Genomic DNA, 14,016 nt, shown 5'->3' on the forward strand with positions numbered 1-14,016 from the left:
TTCGGACTCCAGTGACACTATTCCTTATGAAAAAGGGCATTTAGCATGTTTTCCATGCCGATAGCTGCGATGGGGTCCGATAGTACTCCAAATATGGGATTATACTGCATATAAGGTCAGCTGAGTCCGATAGTGACTTCCTACGCGAGAATATTACCCAATCAAACCCAAGTTTAGTGTTTAGATAAAGTTAGGTCCAATAAAAGGGGAAGTGCCCAGCAAGCTAAGAAATAGCTGCTGGGCACTCCCCTTTTTATAGTTCAAACTTATTTGTAAGACTTCACCGACTGCCCTTGCTGCAAGGTCGGCGGGAAACGATATGTAATTGGAACAGAAGCTCCCTTATCCTCGATACAAGAGAGTATAATCTTGGCAGCCTGCATCCCCATCTCGTAAGCAGGCTGACGGATTGTCGTAATGACCGGATTATAAATTTGCGCGAATTCCGCATCATCTATCCCGATGACCGACAACTGTTCTGGAATAGAGATGGCATTTCGATTCGCATATTTCAGAATTTCCGCTAGTGTGATGTCGTTCGTAGCCAGCAGTGCAGTTGGCGGCTCCGGCAGTGCTAATAAGTGTTCCAGCCCCGAAGCTAATTCCTCTTTGGATACACTGCAAATATACTCCTCACGCAGCGTTATGCCCGCTTCTTCCATCGCTTTTTTGTAGCCACTAATCCGCTCTTTCCGAGGGGTAATCGCATGCTCCCCAATTGGAAGGGACACCAGAGCAATCCGCTCATGGCCTTGCTGAATTAGCTGCCCTACGCCTATCTTTGCCGCCATTTCATTATCCAGCAATAGACTCTGCGTGGTGATTCCATCTACTAGACGATCCATAAAGACTAGCGGGAAATCAGCCTCTACCAGCTTGCTATAGGCAGACGGGTTATTCCCTGTAGGAAAAATAATCAGCCCATCCACCTGACGAGCGATTAAGGTTTCTACATATTTGCTTTCTTTCTCCGTATTCTCATCTGCGTTGCATATGATCACTTGGATTCCGTGATGCTGCAGCTCATTCTCAATCGCCCGGATACATTGGATTGACAGCGTGTAGTCAATATTAGCTACGATGATCCCGACCATATGCGTCCGGTTCTGCTTCAGACTGCGCGCCAGACCATTTGGCTGATAATTAAGCTCCTCAATTACGGCCTCAATCCGGTTTTTCGTCGCTTCGCTCATATATTTAAAACGTTTGTTCAAAAATTGGGAGACCGTACTTTTCGAAACTCCCGCTTTTTGAGCCACATCATCAATCGTTAACTTCTTCATCGCTTCGGCTCCACTCTTCTCAAAAGAAAATACTTTATCAAAAAGTATAGCTTTTATTTAGTGATTTATCTACTAGGGAGTCTGACTGTAAAATTCCTGATACAGCTCATTTTGTCGCTCTTCTGATAAAAATGCCCAATCTTCATCTAACCACCCTGGTCCACCTTTCGTAAGAATATCAGCTTTATAAAGTTCTCCATTCATCTCATATTCCATGGTTAACGATTGTCCATTAATGTCTCTAAATCCAATGGTCGATGCAGGTGTTTGAATGCTTAAGGTCTCCATATCATAAAGCACTGTTTTGTCTTGGTATGTCTTATCTACCGGGTATTCTAGGTAACTAAATACGATCTGGTCATGCTCCTTATCCACTGCGATTATTGACTTATATTCTAATAGCTCCCAATCAAAGGACGTAAGCTCTTTCGGTACCACTGATTCTCCTGTCGCTGCTTTTTTAACATTTAGAATAAAAAATCTACCATTCTCCATAATGCCTGAACCTATAGTCTTCGTATAGGTAAATAGCAGAGCGTAATCGCCCGCTCCAAAAAATCCACTCAAATATTGATAAGTACTTGCCCCTCCTGCAAAAAGAGGTAAAGTATAAATCCTAGTAGCTGAAGAAGCCGATAATTCCGTCTGGTCCTTCGAGCTCAGGTAAAGAGTGAACGGTTCTGTAGGATGTGTGTACTTTGGCTTCTTGTAGTCCACCATCGGGGGTGGCGGCGACCAAAGGATTCCCGCTGTTGTCTCAACGGCATACGCTTTACTCTTATCTCTGTTCATTGGCAAAGGCATGTAGTATTTCTTACCGCTAATCTCAAATTCTACTGGACTTGTCGGAGGCTCTATCGCTTTATCATTAGTTGCAGGACTAGAAGAAGGCAGTATGCCTGCGCCTTGTGACTGAACGGATGACGAATGGATTGGCCCTGTGTTTTTCCATATGCCCATAGGGAAGGTAAGCGCACCTATCAACAAAATCGTAGCCAGACTGGTCAACACCACATTTTTATTTATCCAATAACGTTTGTAAGCTGAACTTTTATTCGCAGCAGCCTGTTCGATCCGCATCATTAACTCAGACGTAAAACCATCTTCAATGAAAGGATTTTTGCCTGCTTGCGCATACCAATCCGTCTGCCCGATCATCACTGGATTACTATCATCGGCGTTGCGTTTCATTCCCTCTCCTCCTTCTGGATAGCCTCTTTAACCTTCTCTCTCGCCCGCGCGAGCCGAGATTTCACGGTTCCTTGTGCTACATTCAGCAAATCTGACATTTCGACAATGGATAATCCATGTTGAATATCTAGCACAAGCACCTCTCTGTTCTTCTCTGGAAGGGTCATAATAATTTCCCAGATCCGGTTCGCATACTGATTGCCAAGGGCTTCTTTTTCCGCAGAAGGTGCATTAACAGCAGCAGGTTGATCACCCAAAGCTATGAATCTGCGCCAAAAGCTATTTTTGCTCCAACTGAAGGCCGTATTTCTGGTAATCGTAAGCAGCCAGGTTTTCATCGAAGATTGCCCCCGGTATTTCCCAACATTCTTGTACGCCTTCAAAAACACTTCTTGGCTGATATCATTTGCCTGCTCTCGACTTCTAGTTAAGAAAAAAGCATAATTCCACACATCCGAGCCATACGCCTCCATCATTTCCCGCAAACTCATTGCGGGCGCATACGCTGCTGTATATGGTATATCTTCGCTTAGCATGTTTCGCCTCACCTCTTGCCTAATAAGACTTTCCAAACTTGAAAAAGTTCCCTCTAAAATAAAAAAATAGGTCATTTATTAAAAAACACCACCGATGAACGTTTAAGCGTTCACTAGTGGTGTGTGGATATTTTTTAAAGAGAGCTGAATTTCTCCTGTAGCCGCCGTGCAAGCTCATCGTCTGATAACGGATTACGATGCGTATTTTCCAGATAGATATGCTTTTCGGTCTCGGGCATCAAATATTCCTTATACCATAAAAACATATCCGGACTATCCCCCTGAATCCGCAAAAATTTACGGGCCGTTTCTACGTGATCTATAGTGTTGGCAATATTGGTCAACCAATCAGCCCGATAAAAATGCTTCCACTGGCCGATCTCTGCCCGTAAAAGAGCCTGCTGGCCCTCCTTATAATCCCAAACCGCATGAGAAGCTTCGATAAACGCCTCTGGAAATCTCTCTTCTTGGTAACACATATACGCCTGGCAAAGAGAGGATAATCCTCTGCACCCGCTCCAATGCAGCTCAATTTGAACTAGCAGTTGAACATGCAGCCTGTTTCGCTCTTTTTCGGGTAAAAGTTCCATCACCTCTAGGCACTGCTTTCGCAGCAGATACCAGACTAGTATTACTCGCTCAGCTCGATCCCTGAACCATCGAACCTGCTCTACAAAAGGAACATCCCCTGAGGCCCAGCGCAGTCGCTCATCGCTCTCCGTCTTATTTTGCAGCCAATGCCCTATAATCTGCCTTGCCGGATGATGATAGAATTCATCGCCTGCGCGGTCGTCAGCATTAGGACCATATACTATGGTGTTTTTGAAGTAGCTTTTGTACAATTGTGCAATTCGCCCCTGCTGCGCTGTGTAGAAACGGTTAACGAAGGTCTGAAGCTGTTCATCAGCATCTGCTGTTCCATCCATCCACAACTTTGCTGTCAGATCTAATGTATAGAGATGAGGCAAAATATTCCCTGAATTCACTAGCAGATATTCACTAGCCCCTGCCGCAAATGCCCCCTGTAATTCCTCCACTATAAAGGACGGATCCGTTGGGAATTGTGTTAGATGATTGGAGGCCTGCAAGTCGTGGAAGGTGACGTGGTAATATACCCCGTTTTTGCCTTGATCTCCTGCCTCGGGTAGAGCAGGCACGCGCAGATTCAGATGGCCATGTCGTCGCGACACCATTTTACCGTATCCGTTATCCGCCCATATTTTAATAACACCTTCTGGCACTTCGATCTTTCCTTGTTTATACAGCTCCGCAATTTCTCCGTACATCGCCATACAGCACACAGGCTGGTCCACATATTCACAGATCATATCGTATTGCTTGCGAACTACAAATGAGATCAAATCGCCCCGTTTCTCCGGAGTATCAAAAGAGGGATCATTCTCCCAAAAAGGTTTATCGCCCTGTCCGCGAAAGGAGAGCACCCAGAGTGTTTTTTCATCTTTTTGCCGCTCGATAGCTTCTCTCCACAGCTGTTCAAATAATTCTGGATATTCTTTATAGCTAGCCTGCTTGCCCGGAAAAGCACGCAGGAACATTTGCGCACCAAGCGGCTCCGCATGATGATGTGTGATCCACAGTCCCATATCCACCGCAAGCTGATGATGAATTCCGTTTCTCGGCAAATCCGTCCCGGGGATTACCATATTTCCACCACAGCGCAGCAGCGCTTCAAAAACAGGCTCCCATACCTCCGCCGTCGGAGGATAATCCTCCTTCCAGCCGATAAGACACACTTCATCATTCACGAACCAACCTCGGTAGCGTACCTTTGGCTGAATGCTGTTGTAATCAGAAACAGGTAAATTGATCGCATCTTTCTTAACAGGAGGAAGCTCCGCCCAGAACCAGAAGGGATCGACACCAAGCACGTGGCGGCTATAATGAAGCATCCCATAAATAATGCCCAATTCATCGCGGCCGATAATATGCAAGATCCGATCCTCTTCACTACCTGTAAAACGCAAACAAAAACCCTCCGCCCATTCCGGGCAGCCATCATCCTCTGTCGCATAACGAATAATTACAGTAGCTGCTGCTCCTTGTACCGGAGCTTTTCCGAACACCTGCTCATGATCCCTGGCGATCATCCGCCAAGCATGTCCAATTGGATTACTGCGTTCCACTTGAACATCATATACACTTTCCGCTGTGACTCTAAATTCTGCATATGTATTCACTATCGCTTCATCTCCTAATTCGCTACAAAACACGGAGGACACAAGCTTCTCACCACCGCACTTTGCAACATAGTTTAAGTAGGCATAGAGTTTACCAGAATCTTCTATCTCTATTATAAAGCGTTTACATATATTGTGCATGCGTAATAATTACTGGAGGAGGACGGCGGCAACTGGATTAGAGCAGCTGGTGCTAGAAAGGACAACAGTTACTAGCATTAGAGCAGCTGGTGCTAGACAGGGACAACAGTTACATACTTAGAACAGCTGGTGCTAGAACAAATGAACTGGGATCATCAGCAAGTAACAGGAACTTATGTGAAAGTTAGTATCGCTACAACGATAATATGTAACTGAGGTGCTTTGATATGTTCATATGGAGCGTTTAGTTGCACTTTGTGCAACTAAAAAAGATCTTTCCAGCTCATAAAGTGATTTAGTTGCACTTCATGCAACTATTTCTGCTCAAAATTAGAAAATAGGCGTTTTTCCAGATTTTAAGTGTACAAAGTGCAACTAAATGAAGAACCAGCTACTTTAAATTGCGATCTATTGCACAAAGTGCAACTAAACAAGGTTTTAGATTTTATAGTGGTGTAAAAGACCACGAAAGGAGCTTTAAAGGGGCCTTAAAGGGACTTTATAGAGCCTGCGAAAATTAACATACACCAACCCAGCACTCAATCACATTACTCGACTACCTCCCTAATCCGCTCCCTCCGCCAACTTATGACGCACAATAATCCCTTCGGCCCGCACACGCATCTGGATCTCTCCCTGCTGATCCGTTCTATAAATAGCAGCTTGATTAGCTTTCAAACGTTCCAATACCTCAGCTTTCGGATGACCATATAGATTATTTACTCCTGCAGAAATTACCGCAGCGGCTGGGTGCCAAAACTGCAGCCAAGACTCGCCTGTTGAAGTTTTGCTCCCATGGTGAGCTACTTTCAAAACGTCAATGACAGGTCCTGCGTTAATGCGCTTTTGCAGGGCTTGCTGCACAATCTCCTCCTCGGCTTCCAGATCCATATCTCCGGTAAACAGAAAATTTCTTCCGTTCATCTCTAGACGAAAAACTACAGAATCGTGGTTCTGATCCTCCAGCAGTGGGATGCTATTCAGCATAGAAGAACCTGACGCTGCTCCCTCTCTATCTTGTTCTTCCGGCCATAAAAAGGACAGCTCCGTCTTATCATCCGGGGAAAGCCTCATTCCCTGATGTACGGCATACAGTTGAACATTGTTCTCCAGCGCAGTCCGCATCATCTCCATATAAGATTCACGGTCAGCGAGTGTGCCATTAAAAAGCAGTGCCGAAACCGGAATCGCCTCCATAACGGCTTGGAGTCCCCCGGCATGATCCTGATCCCCATGAGTCAAAATAATCGCGTCCAGACGGTGGATCCCACGTTTTTTAAGCAAAGGCACCAACACTTTAGCCCCTACCTCGAACGGGCTGCGGCGAATGCGCCATTCTTCTTTTTGCCCAAAATTTAACGTTCCTCCACCATCTACAAGAATATGAGCTCCTTTTGGTGTAGTGATGAGGATACTGTCGCCTTGCCCGATATCCAGGTAACTAATCGTCCCTTTACCCGCCTGACGTTCTGACTGATAACCCTTGTACAGCATTAGGCCCAGTCCAACCGCAGATAGTAGAACAATCGCTCCGCTCCAACGTACAATCTTAGGTTCATCCAAAAAATACTGTGCGCTCCCCGTTCCCCCAAACCCGCCGTGCTTGTTCACAGATAAACCAATCTCAGCTAACGGCCTCGTCTCATCCTCCATATACTGAGGTGTTGCGCGGGCTTCTACTCTTAGCTTGGCAGCATACAACAGCCCATACAATAAGACATAATACACTCCAATCCAAAGCAGTGAAGGCGAGCGCCAAATCAGAACTCCGCCAGCAAAACCATTAATCCATTCAACCGCATAAAAAGTAACGTTATTCAGCAGCTCCGTAATATGTGCCAAAAAAATCGCGGCATCTCCCCACAATCGTCCAAGCAGTAGCGCAAGCGTTCCTAACGGCAATACGATAAAAGTAATAAAGGGCACAAAAACCAGATTAGCCACTAAAGACAGCAGAGAAAATTGATTAAAATAATAAATCGTCAATGGAAATGAGACTAACTGGGCAACTAGAGTCACAGAGACGGCGCTTTTAAGCCAGCGTGGCAGTGCGCTCAGCAGAGGGTCCATAAGCGGAACGTAGACCATTAATCCTAAGGTCACCAGAAACGACAACTGGAAACTGACACTGAGCAGCATGTAAGGATTCCAAATCAGCATAACCAGTGCCGCTGCAGCCAAAATATTCAGTCCATCCTTCAGCATGCCAACTCGTGCAGCGAGCAATGCAATCATACTCATTAATCCCGCACGCACGATAGACGGACCCGCACCTGTCAACAGGACGTATACAGGAACGAGCACTAAGGTGACTGTTAGCGTGGTTTCTTTTGTCATCCGTAAGCGCCTGAATATAAATAAAAGAACACCAACATACACCGCAACATGCATACCTGAAATGGCGAGGATATGTGTCAAACCAAGTTGTGAGAACTGCTTAAAAGTATCCGGATCGAGATCATCCTGCATCCCAATCACCAAACCCTTCATATATCCAGAGTGGCGCGCTTGAAACAGCCGATCCGTCTCCGCTCCAAGAACTGCCCGCGCTTTATCATTCCAGCGTAAGATCATTAACGGATTCCATGAATCTGGAGCAGTTGCTTGCACATTTTCTGCACCTTGACTCTTTAGAAGCCAGTGAATCTTCTGCGTATGCAAATAGGCCCGATAATCAAACCCTCCGTAATTCCGCGCTGTTGCTGGCTCTTCAAGTACACCGTTTAGCGACACCTGATCCCCTCTGCGCCACTCCGCAGCAATAGCGATTTCTTGCTCGGCAAGTAGTTTGATCTGCACCATAATTAACTCCCCATGCACTCTTTTATCTTGTTCGTCCCGCGGATCAGGTGAAGCGGCATCTTCCTCAGTAATCAACGATAACTCTGAGAGCTTCATCGTGAAATCAACCCGGTCCCCGTCCCGTTCCACAACGGAAACTATCGTCCCCTTAGCCTCCACGGCAGTCTCATTCAACTCCGACAATAATCTCCCTAGCGCTTCAGGCAGGTGACTTAAATTACGGCCTTCATTCCATTCCCAATATCCAGCGGATAAACTAATCGCCAAACAAAATATCACCAGCTGTTTCCAGCTCATGTTCACCCAAACCCTCATACTAACCAGTAAAAATAGTAATCCAGCCCACGCCAACCATAAGCTAATCCCTGAGAATAAACACGCTGCTGCACTTCCAGCCACCCAACACACTGTAAAACTTAATAAGGGTCTCTCCTTCAAGCCTCCATTCTCCTCCTTTCGCAAGATAAAAAAAAGAACCTCTGCATACGCCATAAAAGCGCACGAGAGGTTCTTCCTCAAGCCATCTTATTCAATTAGGGTTGTACAATACAGCTACTCCGCTACTTTAATCATCGTTTCACTTGGCGGCTCATAATTCTCCAATTGGCGAAATACGATGCCTTTGGCAGCCATCATTGCTTCTACCTTTTCCATATCCTTACGGTAAGGACGATAATACACAATCTCCACAATACCGCTATTAGCCAGCATATTTGCACAGGTCCAGCAAGGCTCATCCGTCACGTAGACGGTACTGCCTTCCCGGTCAATCCGGTCTGTGAATAGCAAAAGATTCTGTTCGGCATGAATCGTGCGAATGCAGCGCTGTTTCTTCACCATAGTCTCTACGCCATCCACGATCTCCATCTCATATTGCTCCGAGAGCATACAACCTGCCTCTGAGCAATCAGGTACGCCCATTGGCGCCCCGTTGTACGCGGTACCAAGCAGCTTCTTGCCTTGCACCAGTACAGCACCTACATGTCGTCGTGAGCAGCGTGAACGAGTTGAGACCATACAGGCAATGTCCATGAAATAAGTATCCCAGTCTTTACGATAGGCAGTAGTCATAATCAATCTCCATATCCTTCTAAATAGTTGTTAACTATTGTAGCACATCCCCGCAAGTTTTCACTAGGACAACGGTTGTGGCACTTCCAACGATCTTCATTTCTTATTTATCTTCAAAATATTACTAAAGCTTTTAACTTCTCCAGCATTTTAGGTCCTATCCCCTTTACCTTTCCCAGATCAGACAGGCTGCGAAAGGTCCCTGCACGGTTGCGGTAATCCATAATTGCCTGAGCCTTCTTTTCTCCGATGCCCGGAAGATCCATCAGCTCCTTAACACCCGCAGTATTCACATTTACTTTACCTTCCTGTGAAGCTGCTGATATGGAAAGCTCAGTTGTCTCCTTAGCCGCAACAACTTTATCCCCTGCCGGCGTTTGCTTCCCTGCAATGTTTGGCATTTGAACTTCTGCCCCTGCTGGTGTTTGGCCTTCTGCCATTGGCGTTTGGCCCGCTCCTTCTGCTCTCTCCCCCGCAACTGCTGTCGAAGCTTTTTCAGCTTCCGAAGTTTGATCAGCTTGTTCTGCTTGCGCTGCCTCCTTAACCTTCTCACCTTCTTCAGCATTCCCAGCAGCTTCAGCCTGCCCTGCATCTTTCTCTAAATGTAGCTTATTTCCCTTCGTCTGATGACCTCCCTCACTGCCCCCAGCAGCTGGAGCGGCACCAGACTCAGCGATTCCAACCGCTTGCTCCATACCAACATTCAAAGTCTCCCACCCGGCAATCCCGGAATCGCCCTTGCTCCCTGCCGCCCATAAAAGCCCACTTCCTATTACAGCAGCAGCCACTCCGAGTACGATACTTCCTTTATTCATATTACTTTCCTCCTCACAAAAATTCTTCTTATGCCTTTTTGTGAATCTTCATACATTCCTGCGGCTGGAAACTCCTTTAATAATTCATACAAAACCTGTCATCTGTCCAAGTCTATCCTGCATACATATAACGAAGAGCATTCATGTCAGTTAGTAAATAAGCAACGCTAGAAAGGAGGAACCACAGGTGAAAGTTGGATTTATCGGAACAGGCAGCATGGGCAGCCTGCTGATTGACGCCTTTCTTTCTTCCGGAGCCCTGAATCCGTGCGATGTACTCGCCAGCAACCGCAGTCTGAATAAACTGCTGGAGCTAGAAGATCGTCATCCCGGCATAAACTTATGCGGAAGCAATAGTGAAACAGCGACTGGAAGTGACATTGTTTTTTTATGTGTAAAACCGCTGGAATTCAAAACCTTAACAGATGAGATCGGCCCTTATCTCCGTAGCGATCAAATCGTCGTATCCATTACAAGTCCCGTTCAATTGCAACATCTGGAATCCGCTTTGCCGTCCAAAATAGCCAAGATCATCCCCAGCATTACACACTGTGTCAAAAGTGGGACATCACTGTGCATATTTGGCAGCAGGCTTAATAAAGAAGACAGGCTCGTGCTGCTGCAGCTGTTGTCTTTCATAGGTGTTCCTTTGGAAATTCAAGAGGCCCATACCCGAATCGCTTCTGATTTCTCCAGCTGCGGACCTGCGTTCTTGAGCTATTTCATTGAACGCTGGATTGAAGCTGCGGTGGAAGTTACCGGGATTGAAGAGACGTTAATCAGCCGGCTTGCAGGTGAAATGCTGCTTGGAACAGGCAAGCTGCTAACAGAAGGAGAATTCACCCCGCAAGAGCTTCAAGAACGTGTAGCTGTCCGTGGTGGGATTACAGCAGAGGCACTGAACCATCTTCGCATTAGCCTTGAGGGCGTATTCGAACGTCTCATCATGACTACCCATGATAAATACGATGAGGATGTTACCAAGCTGGATGCGTTATTTGGGCATGACGGTATTATTCAAAGTCCCGTAGACCGTTAGAAAACAATAAAACCCGCAGCACGGAATTCTCCGTTGCTGCGGGCAATATTGCGTTCTTCGCTTAACCCACTACGATATTTACAAGCTTGCCAGGAACCGCAATGATCTTGCGTACGGTTTTACCTTCTACTGCTGCACTCACATTCGGGAGTGACAACGCATGAGCTTGCATCTCTTCTTGACCCATATCCTGCGGGATCAATGCGCGTTGTACGATTTTACCATTTACCTGAATAACGATTTCAACCTCAGCATCCACCGTCCATGCTTCATCATACGTTGGCCAAGCCACGTAGCTGATACTTCCTTCGTGACCGAGCAGCTGCCACAGCTCTTCAGCGATGTGAGGCGCCAGTGGTGACAACATTTGTACGAAGTGTTCAGCAGCTTCTTGGGACAAAGTTTCTTGCTTATAAGCATCGTTAATAAAAATCATCAATTGGCTAATTGAGGTATTGAAACGCAGATGCTCGAAATCATCAGTGACCTTCTTAATGGTCTTGTGCCAAGTGCGTTTGAACTCGTCAGTGCCACCGTCTGCTGTGATTTTGGTGCTCAGCTTACCATCTTCACTCACGAACAGGCGCCATACACGGGACAAGAAACGGTGAACTCCTTCTACACCCTTTTCATTCCAAGGTTTGGTTGCTTCCAGAGGGCCCATAAACATTTCATACACACGCAGCGTATCTGCACCAAATGCTTCTACAATCTCATCAGGGTTGATGACATTTCCGCGTGATTTACTCATTTTTTCATTATTATTTCCAAGAATCATACCTTGGTTAACCAGCTTATGGAAAGGTTCTTTTGTTTCAACTACGCCGAGATCATAAAGCACCTTGTGCCAGAAACGTGCATAGAGCAAGTGAAGCACGGCATGTTCTGCTCCACCAATATACAGATCTACTGGAAGCCAGGCTTTTTGCTTCTCAGGGGAGCAAAGCTCTTGATCGTTTTTCGGATCAATATAACGCAGGTAATACCAGCAGCTGCCCGCCCATTGCGGCATGGTGTTCGTCTCGCGGCGAGCCTTCATGCCAGTCTCAGGATCGATAGTTTCCACCCACTCTGTTACATTCGCAAGTGGAGATTCCCCTGTACCCGAAGGTTTGATTGCCTCTACATCTGGCAGTACCAGCGGCAGCTGATCCACCGGAACAGTCTTCATTGTGCCGTCTTCCAAATGCAGAATTGGAATCGGCTCTCCCCAGTAGCGTTGACGGCTGAACAGCCAGTCACGCAGACGATAAGTTACTTTGCCTTTACCTACGCCCTTCTCTTCCAACCAAGCAATCATCTTCGCAATCGCTTCTTCATTCTTGAGTCCATTCAGGAAATCAGAATTGACATGCGGGCCATCTCCGGAATAAGCCTCTTCTTCAACGTTGCCGCCTTGAACGACTTCCACGATATTCAGGCCGAATTGTTTAGCAAATTCCCAGTCGCGAGTATCGTGACCCGGAACTGCCATAATTGCTCCCGTTCCGTAACCAGCAAGCACATAATCTGCAATCCAGATTGGCGCCTTCGCACCATTCACAGGATTAATTGCATATGCGCCTGTGAAGACACCACTCTTCTCTTTCGCCAAATCCGTACGCTCCAGATCGCTCTTACGAGAAGCTTTTTCACGATATTCTGCCACAGCAGCACGCTGTGCTTCAGTTGTAATCACATCAACAAGCTCATGCTCTGGTGCCAATACGCAGTAACTTGCTCCGAACAGTGTATCTGGTCGTGTAGTAAACACGGTCAGGTTAGCTTCGTGACCTTCAATGTTAAAGTTCACTTCTGCACCTGTTGATTTCCCGATCCAGTTGCGCTGCATATCCTTGATGCTTTCGGACCAATCCAGCTCTTCCAGATCCTCCAGCAAACGCTCAGCGTACTCTGTAATTCTCAGAATCCATTGACGCATCGGTTTGCGCACGACAGGGTGACCTCCGCGCTCACTTTTACCATCGATAACCTCTTCGTTGGCAAGTACCGTACCCAGTGCCTCACACCAGTTAACAGGTACTTCTGCTACATAAGCCAGGCCTTTGTTATACAACTGGATAAATATCCATTGTGTCCATTTATAATAATCCGGATCAGTCGTACTGATCTCGCGGTCCCAATCGTAGGAGAAACCCAGCGATTTGATCTGACGACGGAAATTATCGATGTTCTTATCGGTAAAATCACGTGGATGCTGGCCGGTATCCATCGCATACTGCTCAGCCGGAAGTCCAAAAGCATCCCAGCCCATCGGATGCAATACGTTGAAACCGCGCATCCGTTTGTAGCGAGAAACGATATCCGTCGCTGTGTAACCCTCTGGATGACCTACGTGCAGTCCTGCACCTGAAGGATACGGAAACATATCCAGTGCATAAAAATTGGGTTTTTCAGGATCTTCTCCTGTCTTAAAGCTTTTGTTCTCATCCCAGAACTTTTGCCATTTCGGCTCAATAGCCTGCGCCCGGTAACCAGTAGCGGGTATGCTATTTGTTTGGTTGTCGCTCATTGTCTGCTCCTCCTTGGAGTGTTACTTCTTAGATTTCTTATTTCTTAACCAAGCATATTCGCCCTCGGTGTCCATATAAGGACGGTAAGCATTTATGCGGGAAATATAAGACATGAAGTATTGCGTGAAACGTATACTCTCTTATATTTACAAAAAAACCTCCCATCCCTAGCGTATTATCGCTAGGGACGAGAGGTTATAATTCCCGTGGTACCACCCTAGTTAGCGGCTGAATATACTTTATTCTGCCACTCACTTTGCACCCTTTAGCGGGGGTGAGGCGACGGCGGTTCATTCATGACATCCATTATCTCTTATGGATATCCTGTAAACTTGCACCGTTACTCCGAGGTGAGTTCACTCTGTTCCGTTAACCGACTCGCACCTTAGTGCCGGCTCTCTGCAATAACGGTATAGAATTAATACTC

9 protein-coding genes are annotated in these 14,016 nt (G+C 46.4%); 1 reads left to right on the forward strand and 8 read right to left on the reverse strand.

What is annotated here, in order from left to right; all coding sequences use genetic code 11:
* Positions 1 to 266: 266 nt before the first annotated feature.
* The 7 genes from MHH89_RS15530 to MHH89_RS15560 form a co-directional block, all read right to left on the reverse strand.
* Positions 267 to 1,283 carry a LacI family DNA-binding transcriptional regulator gene (locus MHH89_RS15530; protein WP_076278809.1) on the reverse strand — a complete coding sequence of 339 codons (1,017 nt, stop codon included), beginning with the start codon at positions 1,281 to 1,283 and terminating at the stop codon, positions 267 to 269.
* 72 nt (positions 1,284 to 1,355) lie between these two features.
* Positions 1,356 to 2,474, reverse strand: a complete 1,119-nt coding sequence (locus tag MHH89_RS15535; RefSeq protein ID WP_076310165.1) for a hypothetical protein — start codon at positions 2,472 to 2,474, stop codon at positions 1,356 to 1,358.
* Positions 2,471 to 3,010 carry an RNA polymerase sigma factor gene (locus MHH89_RS15540; RefSeq protein WP_341087521.1) on the reverse strand — a complete coding sequence of 180 codons (540 nt, stop codon included), beginning with the start codon at positions 3,008 to 3,010 and terminating at the stop codon, positions 2,471 to 2,473. The genes MHH89_RS15535 and MHH89_RS15540 overlap by 4 nt, the downstream gene beginning before the upstream one ends.
* 134 nt (positions 3,011 to 3,144) lie before the next feature.
* On the reverse strand, positions 3,145 to 5,208 hold the full coding sequence (locus MHH89_RS15545) for a glycosyl hydrolase 115 family protein (protein WP_256717518.1): 2,064 nt from the start codon (positions 5,206 to 5,208) through the stop codon (positions 3,145 to 3,147).
* Between the two features lie 705 nt (positions 5,209 to 5,913).
* Complete coding sequence (locus MHH89_RS15550; RefSeq protein WP_076310193.1) at positions 5,914 to 8,589, reverse strand: ComEC/Rec2 family competence protein; 2,676 nt, start codon at positions 8,587 to 8,589, stop codon at positions 5,914 to 5,916.
* 114 nt (positions 8,590 to 8,703) lie between these two features.
* Positions 8,704 to 9,222, reverse strand: coding sequence for a deoxycytidylate deaminase (locus MHH89_RS15555; protein WP_076137388.1), 519 nt, complete (start codon positions 9,220 to 9,222; stop codon positions 8,704 to 8,706).
* Between the two features lie 113 nt (positions 9,223 to 9,335).
* Positions 9,336 to 10,037, reverse strand: a complete 702-nt coding sequence (locus tag MHH89_RS15560) for a ComEA family DNA-binding protein (protein ID WP_076308797.1) — start codon at positions 10,035 to 10,037, stop codon at positions 9,336 to 9,338.
* Between the two features lie 187 nt (positions 10,038 to 10,224).
* On the opposite strand from MHH89_RS15560, the gene comER reads away from it, so the two are divergent.
* A complete protein-coding gene (comER, locus tag MHH89_RS15565) occupies positions 10,225 to 11,076 on the forward strand; it encodes a late competence protein ComER (protein ID WP_036677548.1) in 852 nt (283 codons plus the stop codon).
* Positions 11,077 to 11,137: 61 nt separating this feature from the next.
* Here the strand turns inward: comER and leuS are convergent, their stop codons facing one another.
* On the reverse strand, positions 11,138 to 13,588 hold the full coding sequence (leuS, locus tag MHH89_RS15570; protein WP_076129683.1) for a leucine--tRNA ligase: 2,451 nt from the start codon (positions 13,586 to 13,588) through the stop codon (positions 11,138 to 11,140).
* Positions 13,589 to 14,016 lie beyond the last annotated feature (428 nt).

The organism is Paenibacillus sp. FSL H7-0323 (genome assembly GCF_038002725.1).
Classification (GTDB): Bacteria; Bacillota; Bacilli; order Paenibacillales; family Paenibacillaceae; genus Paenibacillus_AQ; species Paenibacillus_AQ odorifer.

What these genes read in the sequence shown, in the direction of transcription:
- MHH89_RS15530 (WP_076278809.1), bottom strand. Translation starts at nt 1,283, where the DNA reads ATGAAGAAGTTAACGATTGATGATGTGGCTCAAAAAGCGGGAGTTTCG.
- MHH89_RS15535 (WP_076310165.1), bottom strand. Translation starts at nt 2,474, where the DNA reads ATGAAACGCAACGCCGATGATAGTAATCCAGTGATGATCGGGCAGACG.
- MHH89_RS15540 (WP_341087521.1), bottom strand. Translation starts at nt 3,010, where the DNA reads ATGCTAAGCGAAGATATACCATATACAGCAGCGTATGCGCCCGCAATG.
- MHH89_RS15555 (WP_076137388.1), bottom strand. Translation starts at nt 9,222, where the DNA reads ATGACTACTGCCTATCGTAAAGACTGGGATACTTATTTCATGGACATT.
- MHH89_RS15560 (WP_076308797.1), bottom strand. Translation starts at nt 10,037, where the DNA reads ATGAATAAAGGAAGTATCGTACTCGGAGTGGCTGCTGCTGTAATAGGA.
- leuS (WP_076129683.1), bottom strand. Translation starts at nt 13,588, where the DNA reads ATGAGCGACAACCAAACAAATAGCATACCCGCTACTGGTTACCGGGCG.